This window comes from Sphingomonas sp. NFX23, assembly GCF_049887795.1.
GTDB lineage: Bacteria > Pseudomonadota > Alphaproteobacteria > Sphingomonadales > Sphingomonadaceae > Sphingomonas.
The window spans coordinates 361,784-377,776 of record NZ_JAGEKH010000002.1; the positions used below are offsets into that span (position 1 = coordinate 361,784).

18 protein-coding genes and 1 tRNA gene are annotated in these 15,993 nt (G+C 63.5%); 7 read left to right on the forward strand and 12 right to left on the reverse strand.

All coding sequences use genetic code 11. The features are described from left to right. Window positions 1–237: 237 nt before the first annotated feature. The 5 genes from J4O76_RS05615 to J4O76_RS05635 form a co-directional block, all read right to left on the reverse strand. The gene (locus J4O76_RS05615; protein ID WP_426280749.1) at window positions 238–3,045 is read right to left on the reverse strand and encodes a valine--tRNA ligase; all 2,808 of its coding nucleotides are present in this window, start codon (window positions 3,043–3,045) and stop codon (window positions 238–240) included. 136 nt (window positions 3,046–3,181) lie between these two features. Beyond that, entirely contained in the window at window positions 3,182–3,757 is a 576-nt protein-coding gene (locus J4O76_RS05620; RefSeq protein WP_426280751.1) for a DUF2497 domain-containing protein, read from the reverse strand. 35 nt (window positions 3,758–3,792) lie between these two features. Continuing rightward, window positions 3,793–5,322 (reverse strand): TolC family outer membrane protein, encoded by a 1,530-nt coding sequence (locus J4O76_RS05625; protein ID WP_426280752.1) that lies wholly within the window; start codon window positions 5,320–5,322, stop codon window positions 3,793–3,795. Window positions 5,323–5,332: 10 nt separating this feature from the next. Next, a complete protein-coding gene (locus J4O76_RS05630; RefSeq protein ID WP_253072502.1) occupies window positions 5,333–5,986 on the reverse strand; it encodes a protein-L-isoaspartate O-methyltransferase family protein in 654 nt (217 codons plus the stop codon). Between the two features lie 343 nt (window positions 5,987–6,329). Then, window positions 6,330–7,352 (reverse strand): hypothetical protein, encoded by a 1,023-nt coding sequence (locus J4O76_RS05635; RefSeq protein WP_426280753.1) that lies wholly within the window; start codon window positions 7,350–7,352, stop codon window positions 6,330–6,332. A gap of 231 nt (window positions 7,353–7,583) precedes the next feature. Here J4O76_RS05635 and J4O76_RS05640 point away from each other — a divergent pair. Next, window positions 7,584–7,657: transfer RNA gene (locus tag J4O76_RS05640), tRNA-Cys, on the forward strand. Window positions 7,658–7,699: 42 nt separating this feature from the next. Here the strand turns inward: J4O76_RS05640 and J4O76_RS05645 are convergent. The 3 genes from J4O76_RS05645 to J4O76_RS05655 are packed head-to-tail and all read right to left on the reverse strand — an operon-like array spanning window position 7,700 to window position 9,940. After that, entirely contained in the window at window positions 7,700–8,836 is a 1,137-nt protein-coding gene (locus J4O76_RS05645) for a tyrosine-type recombinase/integrase (RefSeq protein WP_426280754.1), read from the reverse strand. After that, window positions 8,823–9,230, reverse strand: a complete 408-nt coding sequence (locus J4O76_RS05650; protein WP_426280756.1) for a hypothetical protein — start codon at window positions 9,228–9,230, stop codon at window positions 8,823–8,825. Before J4O76_RS05650 ends, J4O76_RS05645 begins: the two co-directional genes overlap by 14 nt. Continuing rightward, on the reverse strand, window positions 9,227–9,940 hold the full coding sequence (locus tag J4O76_RS05655; RefSeq protein ID WP_426280757.1) for a hypothetical protein: 714 nt from the start codon (window positions 9,938–9,940) through the stop codon (window positions 9,227–9,229). The genes J4O76_RS05650 and J4O76_RS05655 overlap by 4 nt, the downstream gene beginning before the upstream one ends. A 36-nt stretch (window positions 9,941–9,976) precedes the next feature. On the opposite strand from J4O76_RS05655, the gene J4O76_RS05660 reads away from it, so the two are divergent. The 5 genes from J4O76_RS05660 to J4O76_RS05680 all read left to right on the forward strand — a co-directional run bounded on the left by J4O76_RS05660 (window position 9,977) and on the right by J4O76_RS05680 (window position 12,791). Continuing rightward, entirely contained in the window at window positions 9,977–10,705 is a 729-nt protein-coding gene (locus J4O76_RS05660) for a hypothetical protein (protein WP_426280758.1), read from the forward strand. Between the two features lie 5 nt (window positions 10,706–10,710). Continuing rightward, complete coding sequence (locus tag J4O76_RS05665) at window positions 10,711–11,310, forward strand: hypothetical protein (protein WP_426280759.1); 600 nt, start codon at window positions 10,711–10,713, stop codon at window positions 11,308–11,310. Beyond that, the gene (locus J4O76_RS05670; RefSeq protein WP_426280761.1) at window positions 11,300–11,758 is read left to right on the forward strand and encodes a hypothetical protein; all 459 of its coding nucleotides are present in this window, start codon (window positions 11,300–11,302) and stop codon (window positions 11,756–11,758) included. The genes J4O76_RS05665 and J4O76_RS05670 overlap by 11 nt, the downstream gene beginning before the upstream one ends. A gap of 12 nt (window positions 11,759–11,770) precedes the next feature. After that, window positions 11,771–12,052, forward strand: coding sequence for a hypothetical protein (locus tag J4O76_RS05675; protein WP_426280762.1), 282 nt, complete (start codon window positions 11,771–11,773; stop codon window positions 12,050–12,052). Between the two features lie 118 nt (window positions 12,053–12,170). Continuing rightward, window positions 12,171–12,791, forward strand: a complete 621-nt coding sequence (locus J4O76_RS05680) for a hypothetical protein (protein WP_426280765.1) — start codon at window positions 12,171–12,173, stop codon at window positions 12,789–12,791. Here the strand turns inward: J4O76_RS05680 and J4O76_RS05685 are convergent. After that, entirely contained in the window at window positions 12,788–13,024 is a 237-nt protein-coding gene (locus tag J4O76_RS05685; RefSeq protein WP_426280766.1) for a helix-turn-helix domain-containing protein, read from the reverse strand. The two genes, J4O76_RS05680 and J4O76_RS05685, sit on opposite strands and share 4 nt — an antisense overlap. Window positions 13,025–13,109: 85 nt before the next feature. Next, the gene (locus J4O76_RS05690) at window positions 13,110–13,289 is read right to left on the reverse strand and encodes a hypothetical protein (protein WP_426280767.1); all 180 of its coding nucleotides are present in this window, start codon (window positions 13,287–13,289) and stop codon (window positions 13,110–13,112) included. Window positions 13,290–13,715: 426 nt separating this feature from the next. Between J4O76_RS05690 and J4O76_RS05695 the strand changes: the two genes are divergently transcribed. Next, entirely contained in the window at window positions 13,716–14,294 is a 579-nt protein-coding gene (locus J4O76_RS05695; protein ID WP_426280769.1) for a hypothetical protein, read from the forward strand. A gap of 146 nt (window positions 14,295–14,440) precedes the next feature. On the opposite strand, the gene J4O76_RS05700 is transcribed toward J4O76_RS05695, so the two are convergent. Both J4O76_RS05700 and J4O76_RS05705 read right to left on the reverse strand, forming a co-directional pair. Then, the gene (locus J4O76_RS05700) at window positions 14,441–15,115 is read right to left on the reverse strand and encodes a hypothetical protein (RefSeq protein WP_426280770.1); all 675 of its coding nucleotides are present in this window, start codon (window positions 15,113–15,115) and stop codon (window positions 14,441–14,443) included. A gap of 198 nt (window positions 15,116–15,313) precedes the next feature. Beyond that, window positions 15,314–15,904 (reverse strand): hypothetical protein, encoded by a 591-nt coding sequence (locus tag J4O76_RS05705; RefSeq protein WP_426280771.1) that lies wholly within the window; start codon window positions 15,902–15,904, stop codon window positions 15,314–15,316. Window positions 15,905–15,993 lie beyond the last annotated feature (89 nt).

Here is a 15,993-nt window from a genome sequence, read left to right on the forward strand (position 1 = left end):
CGTCACCCCAGCGAAAGCTGGGGTATCCCGTTATCGGCCGGCCGGTGTAGTAACTCGCTGGGATACCCTAGCTTTCGCTGGGGTGACGGACTTTGGTTGGAGCGACGAGGTCTTCAAGCACTTATTCCCCTCCCGCCTGCGGGAGGGGTCAGGGGAGGGCGCGACGTACGTACTGGCGTCTGGCTTCTTGGGGCACGCCCCTCCCCCAACCCCTCCCGCGAGCGGGAGGGGAGCAGGTTAGCCCAAGCGGCCGAGTGCAGCCTGCAACCGGGCGGCTTCGGCGGCCTTGTCGGCGTGGTCGGCCTTGGCCTTTTCCACCGCTTCGGGCTTGGCGCGTTCGACGAAGCTCGCATTGCCCAAGCGGCCTGACAGCGCGTCGCGCTCCTTCTCCGCCGCCGCGATCGCCTTGGTCAGGCGGGCGCGTTCGGAGTCGAGGTTGATGACGCCTTCCAGCGGCAGGACGAAGGTCGCTTCGTCGACCACGACCTGCGCCGCGCCACCGGTGGCTTCGCCCTCGGCATGCGTGACGCGGGCGAGACGCGCGAGCGCAGGTGCTTGGCGCTCCAACCGCGCCAACGTCGCCGCATTCGCATCGCGGACGTGGAGCGGCAGGCGCGCGCCCGGTGGCACGTTCAACTCATTCCGCGCGGTGCGGATTTCCTGAACCAGGCGGATCAGCCAGTCGACTTCCTTGCTCGCCTCGGGATCGAGCGACCGCGCGTCCGCCATCGGCCATTTCGCGACGATCAGGTCGTGATCGCGCGGGCCCATCGCGTGCCACAGTTCCTCGGTGATGAACGGCATGAACGGGTGGAGCAGGACCAGGATCTGGTCGAGCACCCAGCCGGCCACGGCCTTCGATTCGTCGTCGATGACACCACGCTCGTCGCCGACCATCTGCGGCTTGATCAGTTCGAGATACCAGTCGCAGAACCGGCTCCACGCGAACTGGTAGATCGCGTTGGCGGCGCCGTCGAAGCGGTAGTCGGCGAGCGCGAGGTCGACCGTCTGGACGGTCGCGATCGTCTCGGCGATGATCCACTTGTTGACCGCCAATTCCGCGCGCGGCGCCTCCAGATTGGTGCTGGCGACGATGCCGTTGGCTTGCGCGAACCGGGCGGCGTTCCACAACTTGGTGGCGAAGTTGCGATAGCCCTCGACGCGCTTCTCATCCATCTTGATGTCGCGGCCCTGGCTCTCCATCGCCGCCATGAAGAAGCGCAGCGCGTCGGCGCCGTAGGTGTCGATCAACCCGAGCGGGTTGACGACGTTGCCCTTCGACTTCGACATCTTCGCGCCGTCCGCCGCGCGGACGAGGCCGTGGAGGTAGAGCGTGCGGAACGGCACGTCCTTCATGAAGTGCAGCCCCTGCATCATCATCCGCGCGTTCCAGAAGAACAGGATGTCGAAGCCGGAAATGAGGACGTCGTTGGGGTAGCGACCGCCTAACTGGCCTCCCCGCCCGCTTGCGGGAGGGGATTGAGGGGTGGGCTCGCGCTCGCCTTCGGGCGTAGCGTTCGAGGTAAGCGCGTGCCCACCCCCGGCCCCTCCCGCTTGCGGGAGGGGGGAAGAACCGTCCCAGCCGAGCGTGGCGAAGGGCCAGAGGGCGGACGAGAACCAGGTGTCGAGCACGTCGGGGTCGCGCGTTAGCGTCACGCCCTCACCCGCAAGAGCCTGCGCTTCGGCCTCGGTCTCGGCCACGTACGGCGTACCGTCCGGACCGAACCACGCCGGAATCTGGTGTCCCCACCAAAGCTGCCGCGACACGCACCAAGGCTGGATGTTGTCCATCCAGTTAAAGAACGTCTTCTCCCAGGTCTTGGGCACGATATCGATCGCGCCGGTCTGGACCGCCTCGATCGCCGGCTGCGCAAGCGTCTTTGCGTCTACATACCATTGGTCGGTCAGCCACGGCTCGATCACCACGCCCGAGCGATCGCCATACGGCGTCTGGATCGTGCGCGGCTCGGCGTCGTGCTCTTCGCCGTCCTTGTCGACGTGCGCGATCAGGAAGCCTTCTTCCTTGAGACGCGCGACCACGGCCTTCCGCGCCTCAGCGGTCGTCAACCCAAGCAGCTCCTCAGGGATCAGCCCGTCGGACACCTGCACGACGCGCGCCTTGGCATCGAGCATGTTGAGCATCGACCCGGCGGCCATCCCTGCCCGCTTGCCGACCTCGAAATCGTTGAAGTCGTGGCCCGGCGTGATTTTGACAGCGCCAGATCCCAACTCAGGATCGGCATGGTCGTCGGCGATGATCGGAATCAGTCGCCCGGTGATCGGCAGCTTCACCTGCTTGCCGATCAGCGCGGTGTAGCGCTCATCCGCGCCGTTCACTGCTACCGCCATGTCGGCGAGCATCGTCTCGGGCCGCGTGGTCGCGACCTCGATGAAGCCCCCCTCTTGTCCAAGGGCGCCGTCTTCGAGCGGATAGCGCAGGTGCCAGAAGCTGCCCTTGATCTCGCGCGTCTCGACCTCGAGGTCGCTGATCGCGGTGCCGAGGCCCGGATCCCAGTTCACGAGGCGCTTGTCGCGATAGAGGAGCCCCTGCTTGTGGAGGTCGACGAACACTTTCAGGACGGCCTTCGAGAAGCCCTCGTCCATCGTGAAGCGCTCGTTCGCCCAGTCCATCGAGCAGCCGAGCCGGCGGAGCTGTTGCGTGATCTCGCCGCCGCTCTCTTCCTTCCACGCCCAGACCTTCGCGACGAACTCCTCGCGAGTCATGTCGGTGCGCTTCTGCGGCGGGGTAAGCGCGCCCATCTGGCGCTCGACCACCATCTGCGTCGCGATGCCGGCGTGATCGGTGCCGACCACCCACAAGGCGTCCTTGCCCTTCAGGCGGGCGTGGCGCGTGAGGATGTCCTGCAGCGTGTTGTCGAGCGCGTGGCCGATGTGCAGCGAGCCCGTGACGTTGGGCGGCGGGTTGACGATCGTCCACGGCTCGGCGTTCGGACGGTCGGGGCGGAACTGGCCGCTTGCCTCCCAATGCGCGTACCAGCGCGATTCGATGGAGGCCGGGTCGAAGGTTTTGGGAAGCTCGCTCATGCCAATGGCCTTAGCGAGCGTGTCGGGGCTAGGCCAGCCTTTGGGGGAGCGTGTGGGATTTGGAATTGGCGTCGGGGCGCGACAATCAGCCTACCCACCCCCGGCCCCTCCCTTTCCGGGAGGGGGGCAGGTTGGTTTAGGGCTGCTGGTTCATGATCTTGGCGATCTCACGCGAGACCATGTCCTCGACCATGTTGGGAAGGTTGGCATCGATCCATTCGCGCAGCATCGGCCGGAGCATCTCGCGCACCAGGCCCTCAAGCGTGCCGTCATTGCCGGTTTCGGGTTTTACCATCATCCGCGTCAACGCCTCGAGCGGCGCGCGCGTTGCAGCGGCGGTGTGGCGCGAGACGATCGGCTCGGCCGCGGCATCGGTGGCCGGCTGCGGCTTGGCACTCGGCGCGGGCTTTGGCGATGTCATCTGGGGGGGCATTTGCGGCGCGACGTGGCGTGGTTCGGGCGGGGTATCAGCGGCGCTGAGCACCGGGGACTTGGGCGGGCGCGGCGTACGATCGGGCATGGGGTCGCTCAGTTCGAGAATCTCATCGTCGTCATGGTCGCCGTCGAAATAGGCCGGATCGAGATCGACCGGCGCGGACGTCGCACGCGCAGGGCGACGCGACCGGCCCGGCGTGTCGCCCTCTTCCGCGATGATGCGTTTGATCGACGAGAGGATTTCCTCCATCGACGGCTCGCCGTTGACATCCCCCATCCGGACCATCCCAAACCCCGTTGCCCCGCGCGCCCCTATTGGCGGCTCGGCGCGTCCTTACCTGTCGTCAAGGCGGGGTTCCTGTCAACCGGCGTATCGAGCAAGGGGTCGGACTGCGCCTGAACCGTGGCGTTCTGCGCGGGCGACTGCGCGGTGCGAGTGGCGACCGGCACGGGCTCGCCGTCGCCGCCGAAATCCCAGATCTTGCGGCGGACGCGGTTGTAGTTCGCGACCGGATCGTAGAGCACGCCGCCGTCGAGCCCCAGGTCTCGCGCCTCGGCCTGGCCCATCGCGGCCAGCAGCGCGAAGCCCGCGACATACGCATCGCGCCGCGCGGTCACGAGCGTGACCTGGCTGTTGAGCAATTCCTGCTCGGCGTTGAGGATGTCGAGGATCGTGCGCGTGCCGACGCTGTTCTCGGCGCGGACGCCTTCGAGGCTCAGCTTGTTGGCGTTGACCGCGGTTTCCGACGACTGGATCACCTGCTCCGACGAGCGCCAGATGGCAAAGGCGGAGCGCGCCTGCGCGATGACGTTGCGCTCGGTCGCGGTGACGTTCTCGATCGCGCGCGACTGGTACGCCTCGGCCTGGCGAACCTGCGCGGCGGGGCGCCCGCCCTGGAACAGCGGCAGCGTCAACGACAGCCCGGCTTGCACCGCCTTATTGGCGTTGGGGATGCGGTTGACGTCGTTGGGCACCGACGCGATCGAGCCAAGATAATTGGTGTAGCTCGCGCCCCCGACCGCACTGATCTGCGGAAGCCGGCTCGCGCGGGCAACGCCGACATCGTAGCGGCTCGCGTCCCGCTCCTTGGCGGCGGCGATCAGCACCGGGTTGTTGTCGATCGCGACGGTCACGGCCGAGGCCGGGCTGTCGGGCAGATGCGGCAGCGTCGGTGGCGTGTCGAGCGTGCCGGGTGGTGTCCCGACGAACTGGATATAGCTTTCGCGGCTGGATATCAGATTGGCTTGTGCGGACTGGAGCTGTGCGCGGGCAAGCGCGAGCCGCGCTTCGGACTGGGCCACGTCGGTGCGGGTCAGGTCGCCGACCTGGAAACGGTCGCGGCTGGCCTGGAGGTTGACGTCGAGAACGCGGACGTTCTGCGTGTTCAAGCCGACGATCGCCTCGTCACGGATCACGTCCATGTACGCTGCGACGACGTTGGTGAACAAATCGGCTTCGGTACTCCGCAACGTCGCGCGGCCACCCTCGACGCGGGTTTTCGCTGCGGCAACCGAATTGCGGACCTGCCCGCCCTGATACAGCGGCACCGACACGTTCGCCCGCGCAACGCCCTGACGCGGCGGCGCGAGAAAGTTGTTTTGGCCGGTGACGAGGAATTCGGTGAGATCGCCAGTCGCGTTAGCCGACGGCAGCCCCGCCGCGCGGGCGATCGGCACGTTCTCATCCGTCGCGCGCAGGGTAGCGCGCTGTGCCGTGATCGTCGGGTTGGTGTTGTACGCCTTGACCAGCGCCTCGCGCAGCGTCTCCGCATGGAGTGGTGCAGCGCTATACGTCAGCGCAACACTCAGGAGCAGACTGCGGAGAAGTGCGGCGCGGGCCATGGTTTTCTGCTCAGAACCGGAAGGGTTTGGGGGCGTCGAAGCCAGGCAAGCTCACGCATTCGACATCGACGAACGCCGACAGCGCAAACCCGCCATCGGTCTTGCGGCCCGATGCGAGCCGGGTCAGTCCGCGCTCGGCGATTCCTGCGGTCACACGGCCACCCGACTTGACCTGCGTGATCAACGCGTCGGGCACGGTCTCGACCGCGCCATCGACGATCAGCACGTCATAGGGCGCGCCGGCGGCGTGGCCGTCCTGCATCGGTGCCTCGACGAGTTCGACATTACCGGTCCCGGCGAGTGCCTCGCGGGCGATCGCCAGCAAGGCAGGATCGCTCTCGACCGCGACGACCGAGCCAACGATCTCGGCCAGCACCGCCGCGGTATAGCCGGTCGCGGCACCGATCAGCAGGACACGGTCGGTCGCGGTCAGATAAGCTTCGGTGAGCAAACGGCCGGTCGCCATCGGCAGGTTGGCATAGCGTCCGCGTCCCAACGGGATCGTCGCGTCGCGGTATGCAAGTGCGCGGACGTCGGCGGGCATGAACGCCTCGCGCGGCACGCGTGCCATCGCCGCGACGACGCGCTGGTCGTTGACTGCGTTGGTGCGCAACTGGCTCGCCACCATCGCGTGACGCATCGTGTCGAACGTTGCGGGAGCCATGGACACGGTAGTCCCGCCGATCTCATGGGTATCGGCTGCGAGCGAAGGAGTATCGAGAGTCGTCGTCGTCATGGCGCATCCTGTCGCACAACTGTTTTAGCCACGCAATACACTAGTTTCGGATCGCTCCGATATCGCGCGGCCGGATATAGTGCGTCTGTTATCGCGTGGGCGCGGCGACGCCAAGCATCGGTTGGTCGGATTTCGCCACGATTCACGCGGGCGTCGGCAGCGCGCCTGCGGGGGACCGGGAGACGCCCCGCCCGCCCGTGTGACACCGAGATGCCGCGAACGGGGCGTCGAGGGCGCACGAGAAATCCCGGCAACACCTCTGCGCCTGTCCTTAGCACCCGATCGCGGAACCGTCCCGCGAAATGACCCGCTGTTGCGTCGCTCGGGTCGAGTCGCGCGGCAGCGCATCGCGCGCCGGCGCCTTTTCGATGTCGTGCAGCACCTGCGTCGGCGATCCCAGCACTGCATTCCGCGCCCGCAGGCTTGCCTTCAGGAACGGCTTGGTCAGCGCCATGAAACGCCGCGGGGTCATTCCCAGGAACGTCGCCGAGTCGCGGAGGAAATGCGACGCATCGAAATAGGAGCGGTCGATCGTCGTATAATCCGCCTCGCCGCCGGCCATCATCAGCCGGACGAACGATCGCAGGAACCGCGCGCGCAAGAGGAGCATCTTGGGCGGAAACCCGAAATGGCGCACCGACAATCGCCGCAACGCGTGCGTCGGTATGTCGAGTTGCGCAGCGGCGGACGCGATGTCGGTCGGGCCATCGGTCGCGAGTATCTCCATCAACTGCCGGATCTGCGGCGCATCGGCATGCGGCGGCCCCAGCCGCGCGAGCAACATCGCATCGAGGATCGGCGCGACGGCGGCATCATCCGGCGCGCCCTGCAAGCCCGCTACCAGATCGCGCGTGAACGCCTTCCCGAGCACGTCTTCCAGCGGCACGATGCGGTTGCGGAAGTCGCCGGCCGATCGCCGGAACAATCGTGCCCATCCCAGCGCGCTGATCCCGAAGCCGATCATCACGCCGCCATGCGTCACCGCCTTCAACGCCTGGTTGGTCGGCCCGAACAGACTGGCCGCAGGCAGCGGGTCGTAGGTCCGCCGGCCAATCGAGACCGCGATCGGCCCCGCATCGATCGCGATCCGCACGTTGGCGGTCGCCGGCAGGAACCAGTCGACCTGCCCCGCTTCGCTACCCGTGTCGGTTCGATAGACGTGATAGCCGGTGATATAGTCGGCGAGCGCGGCGGCGGGCCGGTCATACCGGATTGCCATGCCGGACGGCATCGCGAACACCTCGTCATCGACACCCGTCGTATTCGTGCCGCCCGCAATCCTGTCCGTCTTCAAGCGCCCGCCCCTAAAAGCCATTAACGTCCTTTCACTTAACCCTAAGCAAAGACGCTGACGTGTGCGAGTCACGATACGAGGCCAGGGACGAGGCCGGGGGCGGTAGCGCGTGACGCTCACCGCCTGCGGCGACGTGCGAGTCGAGGAAACCAGATTATTCCGTTGTCGGCGGCAACTGCAGGTTGACCGCAGCGGAAAAACGAAGCATTTGCGCCGCCTTCACGCAATCGGGGCCCGATGGCGGAGTGGTGACGTAGAGGACTGCAAATCCTCGCACCCGGGTTCGATTCCCGGTCGGGCCTCCACCTTCGATATATTATCGAGGTTTTATAATGCGTTGGACTAAGTTAGCCACTCGATCCGTTTTCGGTTAGCCATTGACTGGTTCCGAGCGAGTGCTTTTCCCATGCTGCAATCGCCTTGATCGCATCGTCCGCCATGCGTCGTTGATCAACCGCTCGCGTGTAGGTTGCGACCTCCGCATCGCCGCTGTGGCCAGAGATCGATTTCAGTGACTGGTTGCCGAAATGAAGCTCGGCCATGCGCCGCATCATCGCCTTCCGCAGTCCGTGTGCGGTGCACTGTGGCAGGCCGGCCGCGTCGCACTGGTCACGAAACCAGTTGCCGAAGCCGGGGTTAGAGAACGGCTTGCCGTGAGTCGTCGTCAGGAAGCAGAGATGCCCCTTCGATTCGAGCGGCATCGCGACGATCGCTTCGAGCAGCTGCGGCGCAACGGGAATGCCGAGATCTTTGCCGCCCTTGCTCTGCGAGAACTCGACGCGACCCTTTTGGATGTGCTGCCGCCCCATGCGGATCGCATCAATCCGTCGCTGTCCCGTCCAGAGCATAAGCTCCATCGCCAGCCGCGCCTTCGTACCGAGGCCGTGGAACGCGCGGTACTGCGCGATCTCGTCCTCGGTCCACGTGTGAAAGCCCTTGGAGCGCTCGCCGGCCGCGACCTTCACCCGATCCGCCTGCTTCACCGGGTTGTCCGGCCGCATCCTGATCTTCACCGCGAAATCGAACAAGCGCACCAGTTCTTTGCGCAGCTTGCGCGCGGCCTCGATGCCGCCCTCCATCCGCTTGCCGACCTGGACCTTCTCCATGCGGGAGGCGACAATGATATCGACATGCTCGAAGCTCAGACGAGCGACCGGCTTCGATCCGTGCGCCTCGCGGAAACGGCATAGGATCGCGCGGATCTTCGCCTGCGTCGGCTTGGTCGGCCCGAGCCTAGTTGGCGCCGCGAGATAACGTGTGACGAGATCGTCGATCGTGCCTGGCGCGCACCGGGCGATCGCGGCGTCGGTCGTGCTTTCCGGCATATCCATCAAGGCCCGGTATTCGATCCGGAACTCCTCGGTTCCCACCTTCGACTTCATGTATGTGGTGGCATAGCCCTTGCGACGAAACCGCAGGTGCTCGCCACCGTGCCGATCCTTGAAGCTAGTGACGTAGGGCGGCAGGTACCTAGGCTTTGCCATTCAACAGATCGTTCCATGGGTTCGGATCGACGGGAGGCGCGACCGATTCGCTTAACTCCGCAATCGATCGGATGAAGAACTGTTCGCCGTATTCGCTGATGACCGCCTGGCGCGCGTGATCGCGCCGCTTCGTCGCGCCGGACAGTACGGCCGTCAGATCGGCGACCTTTTCCTCATCGGTCGCCCCCTTGATTGGCGGGAGCTCGATGCGCGCGTAATGGGCCCAGTCGATGGCGATGGCGGTCGAGATCCGCAGGCGTGTGGCGGCGTCCTCAGCGGACAGCTTGCCAGCAGCAACCAGCGCGGGGTCGCCTTCCGCCCGGTTCTTGCGGACGTCCTCGGCGACGATCGCCATCTCGGCATCGGCGTAAAGAAAACGGGGGCGCTCGGTCATGATCCTACCAGATCCCTGAAAAGGATCGGCTGTACCGATCCGTCGCTATACACACTGTCGAGCCACGCCGCGGCGCTGGGCTCATCGCCGTCCCATTTTTGCGGAAAGGTGCCATCCGCGATCAGTTGCCGGATCAGCGCCTCTTCTTCCGCATTGATCAAATCGATCCCGCGCTCGGGATAACCGGCCGCGCAGGCGCCCTCGCAAACGGTACGCTGGATATTCAGGATCCAGTCGAGTGCCTGAAGACGTGCCTCCAGCGTCAGCGGCCCCATGCGCTGCGGGTTCTTGGCGATGGAGCCGTCCTTCAGTCGCTCGACGCCACGCTTGCGCAGTCGTTGGGCGGGCAACCGCATCCACCGATAGATCGGTTTCAGCCAGAGCAACGGCCATAGGTGCCGCCAGCCATCCGTCTCGACAATAACCGCCAGCGCTCCATCGACAGCCGCCAGCGGGCAGCCGACGCAACCGGTCCGGGCGTTCACCTCGGTTGCATTGTCGCCGCCATAGGCGTCCGCGAGGATCTGCGTGGGCCAGCTTCCGAACTCGGGCTGCGGTGCGAAGATGCGTAGCCAGTCCCAGACGGTGCAGACGCCCCAGTGCAGGATCGGTGCGAGAGTGGCGATGCGCCCGCGGATGCCGGGCGAGTTCGGCAAGACCTGCTGATACCAGCCTTGTCCGCACTCGGCGCCGTCCTTCGAACATGACATGCGGATGCGGCCGTCAGCGACATCACCTTCGCAGCCATGACGATCAACGTCAGCACCGCGAAGCTGATCTTCAACAACGGGTCGGTGATGAAGGTGCTCGGGACCGGGTTCGGTGTCGGCAACGAGTTTATCGACTGGTTCGGCCCCTCGATGCCGTTTGCGCAGTGCTCGCGCACCAACGGGATCGTCTGGCAGACGGTAACAGGCGACGCTTATTTCGGTGGTTCGCTGTCTGCCGGCGTGCTCACCAACGGCGGGCAGAGCAGCAGCGTCGGGCCAGACGTCATCGCGGATACCGGCGGTTTTGGATCGAACGGCGGGAAGATCACCGTCGTCATGACCTGGTCGTACAGTTGGAGCCTTGAGGTCACGTACAGTGGCTCGCCGGCTAGCAAGCAATCGTTCGACAATGCGGCTGCTGCGTACGGCGCGACGTCTGAAGATGGTGTCTTCTTTACGGGCGCAAGGACGGAGACCGGCAATCCGACGCTCATCCTGTCACGCGAGATCGGTGGAGCGGCTCGTACCGACGTCGCAATACCAACGATTAGTAAGGGCGTGGGCACCTTTCAGGGCTCGCGACCTCTTGCCGAGGGGGAGCCCGGTCAGGCGTCCTTCACGGCGAACTGGTCGGCGAGCCTCACCTACACCGATCCGGATCAAATCATCGCTGATCGCCGATTCATCGCGACGCTCGCGCGTGGGTTCACCGCCGGCAACGGCGCCGTCTCCCAGCGCGTCACCATCATCACGACCGAGGAATAGCGGCTATGGCAATAGACGATCAGCTGGCCGTTCTGCTGGCGCAGAACGCTGACCTGTTCGCGGTGTACGAGGAATGGTCGAACGGGCAAATCATGCTGCTTGCGGGTTCGATCACCGACCCCGCAAGCTTCAATGCGCAAGGTGGCAAAACGGGCGAGCTCGGATACTACCCTGTCGTCAACGTCAGCGGTCAGACAATCTATGTCCCTTGCATGGACCGCCTGCGCCATGCGGCAATCGACGGCGTCAGCGATGCGCTCGCGGCCGTTTCGATCGTCGGTGACGGACTGCTGAAGAAAGCCGGATCGATCGGCGAGGAGCTTACGCTGTCGGTGCCTTCGGCTATGATCGGCACTGACATTCCGCAGCCCGTGAGCGTGGGCGCATGGCTGCTCTGCCTAGCGTGCCTCTCTCCGGCAGTCTGGCGCATCGCGCGGCGACGCGCGCGGTCACTCGATCCGATCTGGGGCGTGGTCTTCCTGTTGGCCGTGAATCGCCTTTCCTTCCTGTTCCATGTCGAGCCGCTGGTGTCGCATGGGACGGCACTTCTGCTGGCGATCGCAATGGCTGTACTGACGGTCTGGTACCAGCGTCATGACCGATAGCACGCACCTCGCCGGCATGACCTGGGGCTGGGGCGCCGTCTTCGGTCTGGTCAATCTCGTTCTGGGTGGCGGGGCCTTCGCAGCGTGGCTGAAGAACCGGCCCGCCATGCAGAAGAACAAGCAGGATGCGGAGGAAAAGCTGAGGGACGACCTGATAACGCGCGTCCAGAAGCTTGAGGCCGATAAGGCCCTAGAGGATGCCAAGCGCGAAGCCGAGCGGCTCCGACATGACGCGCAGATGGCGATCATGCGGCACCGAGTGAACAACGCAGACGCGTGCCTCGACGCACTGCTGATGCTGCTCAAGACGTCTCCCGACAAGGTCGCAGAGGCGGTGATCCATATCGAACAGATGCGCGCCCGGCAGCAGCAGGAGGTGGCGATCGAGCGCGGCGCGCAAGCGGGCGCGGCCATTGTCACCGCGACCCCGCCTTCCATCCCCCAATAGGAGAATGACGACATGACCGACGTCGACCGCCACTGGCGCTACGTGATCGCCCTGACCCTGATAGTTGGATACGTCGGGCTCGCCGCGATCTCGTTCTTTCACCAGGTCCCCGCGAACAACACCCGTTTCGTCGACGGCTTCTTCACTGGCCTAGGCCCGATCGTCGGCGCCGCAGTCGCCGCGGTCCTCAACGTGGGCAAGGGCAGTGCTCAGCAGGACGCTAACCTCGCGACCGCCCTCGATAAGCTGCCCCCTCAGACCACCGGCACCGGCCCGGCGACGCCGACCGCGTAACGGCCCGCCTCGATAGCCAAGAGAACACGAGGCGGGCCGACCGGGACACGTTGGAGAGACCCCCGGCAAGGGTCTGAACGCCCGCAGGTCAAATCAGGTAACATCGAAAGGAATAATTATGGCGACGGCATCAAAGCCGGCGACCGCCCCTGCGCGCCCTGCGCACGGGTTGGCGTCTCCGGACAAATTCTTCGCGTCGATTCGCCCGCTGTTCGGGACGATGACGAAGGCGCAGGTCGAGGGCATCGAGGCGAAGCTGGCGGCGTTCGCGGCAATCGGCGCGCCGTTGGCGTACGTCGCGTACGGGCTCGCCACCTCGTTCCATGAAACCGCCCAGCGCATGCAGCCGATCCCAGAGATCGGACGCGGCCGAAACTATCCATATGGCAAGCCGGGAAAGCATGGCGGGCAGGTCGCTTATGGGCGTGGTGATGTCCAGCTGACCTGGGACTACAACTACGCCAAAGCGGACGAAGAGCTCGGTCTCAAGGGTGAACTGATCGCCAACTACGATCGCGCGCTCGAGACCGATATCTCCGCGCAGATCATGGTCCTCGGCATGACGGAAGGCTGGTTCACCGGGAGGCGGTTTGCCAGCTACCTCCCCGCTAAAGGCCCAGCGACGACGGTGCAGTTCATCTCAGCGCGGCGCATCATCAACGGGATCGATCGCGCGGAGAAGGTCGCAGGGTACGCGATGTCGTTCCAGGCCGGGCTGATCGCTGGCGGTTGGGCTTAGGCGTCCTTGCTCAGCGCATGCATGACCGTAGTATGATGGCGTCCAACGGCGCGCGCGATCGAGCTAGTGCTGAAGCCCTCCTCAAAGAGGCGCTTCCACATGGCCCATCTAGCCTGGACGATCGCGACGGTTCGAGCCGATCCCATGACGTCCGCGGGTTGGACGTCATGGGCGGCAGCGGCTTCCGCGGCATAGCGCTCGATCCGCGAGGCGGATGGTGCGGGGCTGATCATAATGAATCCATGAAACTGCGTTCTCGTTGCGTTCCGTAAAGGGACGTGCCGAGGAACGCGAGTCCGGTTCGCTATGGCGGTTAGCCTATTGGGGTGTGGCGTCGCTGATCGCGTCGACCGCTGCTGCGACCCGGCGCCAGTCTTCGACTGCGATTTTATCGCCAAGTACATCGCTAAGCTGCTTGATGATGTAGTCGGCGGTGAGGTCGCCATGTTCGGCTACGATCGCGCCAGCCTTCACCCACACGTCGCGGTCGCTCATCATATGTCGAGGTTGCGCCGCTTGATCTCGGCGAGCAGCGCGTTAGCGAGCATGTCGTTCGCGCGCCCGGTAGTGTGCTCGTAGGCCTCCAGCAGTTCGGCGTCTGTCATCTCGCTCGGTTTGGGTATCGGATCTTCCATGAGGTTAAACTATGCGCGATGCCCCTCGCCGTACAACGGTCATCTTCGTGCTTTGACTCGGAAAACCTCGGTCCGATAGCGACCAATTCCTGTTCCCAGCACGAACCCATATCGGCACGCCCGAGCATCGATCGCAATGCCCCCGCCCCTACAAGCTATTGATATCCCTTACGCCGCCTTGTTGACCTGATCGGGCAACAGCCGTTGATATCAAACGGTTTTACGGCTCCACGGCTAAAGCGTCGGTTGAGGCTTTGCTCGCGAGCGATACTGTCGCTAATTCCGTCGAATGACGTCTTCACCGCAGGCTTTACCGATTGAGCGCCAGATCGCAGATCTGACGCACCAAGTTGCTCGGGCACGAATATTCTACGATTTATGGTGGCAGCTTCAGGGTGAACCTCGGGACCAACACATTGACGGTATGAATCTGTACCCGGACTTCTTCAGGTTTAGTCAGCACGCATATCTGTACGCAATGATCGTGCAATCGATGGTGCCATTCGACCAAAGGGCGTCGGTGTTGAGTTTCAAGTCTGTATTCAAGAGGCTGAGAAAAGCTGGAGCGTTATCGCCGGAGCTTGCCAAAGCAGATGCGCGGCTCAACGGATCCGCCCATCTCTGGAAGGGAATGAAGCTAGTCCGGGACGAGTGCTTTGCTCATAGGTCGATGATGGCGACCTACGACGACGTATGGACCCGCGCAAAAGTTAGGCCCCGCGATATCCACGACGCGTTAGCTATTGCGATGGAGGTAGTAGCACTGTTGCGAACGCACGTAGGGCTCGCTGCTCAAGAGTTTCATCCGGCACCCGGCGAGGAGTTTGCGGCCCTGCTGTCGGCGCTGCAAAAGCAGGCAACGGGATAGCAATGGCTTTCTGCCTTGGTATCGCGCTGGTATCGCAAACCGCTCATAGCGAGCTCGCACCTAGGGGTATCGCTTCACCTTCCCCTCGTAAGCGGTGCGAAAGTGCAGCATTGGGAGCAATCGCACTGCAGCCCGCAAAGATAAGACTACTCGGTCCCACGGTTGGCAACGTCTTCCGCATCGTCCAGCTTTCGCAGGGTCTGACCAATACGTTCATTGAGATCGACCATGGCGCGGGTCGCTTCGTCCAAGGACGTTAAAGAGGCTTTCTCACTTTCAGAGGCTAAAGATGCACTGCAAGATCGCTTGATTGTACGAACAAGCTCCCGGATTTCATCGTCTAAAACTCTCGTCTTGAGTAGTTGTGTTCGCCCCTGACCCTTGCGAACCATTTCGCTGAAATCATTGTGATGTTTGCCCTGAGTCCATTCGCCAGCATCACGCGATATCCTGACGTCGTCAAGCTGTGCGTCACACGTGTCTCTCACAAGAGCATGCATCGCTTCTTGTAGTTCCAGCAAAGTGACCCTCTGGAACTCCACACGACGAGCGGCTGCTGCTTCTCGTCGCATTTCCGCACGGGCTTCCCGCTCATCCATAAATTTTTCGGATGCTAGATCGCGGTCGAGCTTATGCCGCTCTGCAGCTAGCCCCTGCTCAAAAATTGACCGTCGCTTTGCTAGCTTGGCGTTAGTTATCGCACTAACGATAACGGTCAGGAGAACGCCGACCAAGGCTATGATGGCGGCGATGGTCGCGGGCTGGCTGGTTAGGCTCGATGTGACCGGCGAAGAGGCTACTATTGGTATCGTTACATGCATGCTGACAGGCTAGCCCGCCCTTCCGCAGAAACACAATCTCGGTTAGCCATTGAACGCGGTACGTCTCAGGCCAGTGCCACCTTCGTGCTTTGCCCCGAAGAACAGGTGTCCGTTAACGACCAAATCCTGTCCCCAGCCCGGACCCGCATCGGCCTAGCCGAAACGTCAGCGCCGATGCACCGCTAAAGCGCGGGTATCCTACTCGCTTCTTGGCATACCAGTATTGAAGCTGACCGCTTCGCGAAGGACATTCCGCATGTACCGTACGCCCAGAGGCGCAAGCGCGGTTACTTTTGAGAGACCAGGAGGTGGCGAATAGCTTTTGGACCTGTTCTCAACAATGGAAGCCTCCACATCGCTGGGAATGAATTCGACGCGAATAGGGTTGCCTGGCGAGCCCTCCCAGCCCTTGAGCCCCGATATACGGCCCTCATGATCATAAACCATATCTTCAATAAATACGTCTCCGTTGTTCCCTCTAATGGCTAACGCGGAGTTAGTAACTGAAGCTATCGACGACCTTCCATGTTCATCAGCGTTTCGTGCCTGATACAAATACAGCATCACAGGATCTTGATTACGCGCAGCTAGCGCTCTCTCGAACCATCCCCTTTCACTGTTCGTCTCTGCGGCATTACCGAGCCGATTAAAAAATCGCTGCTGCTCGGTAAGGAACTCTGACCATATTTCCATTATCTCTGCATTCGACCGACTATGCGAAATTGCGGCGGCCTTCTTGCTCGCAGCAGCCAATCGGTTTTCGGCCTGTTTCAAAATACCTTTATTCATGCCTTCACCATGACGGGCGCTGCTAAATCGGTCTAGCTGCTATCGCGCTGGTATCGCAGACGGCCCATAAGCACTGCCGCAGACGACGC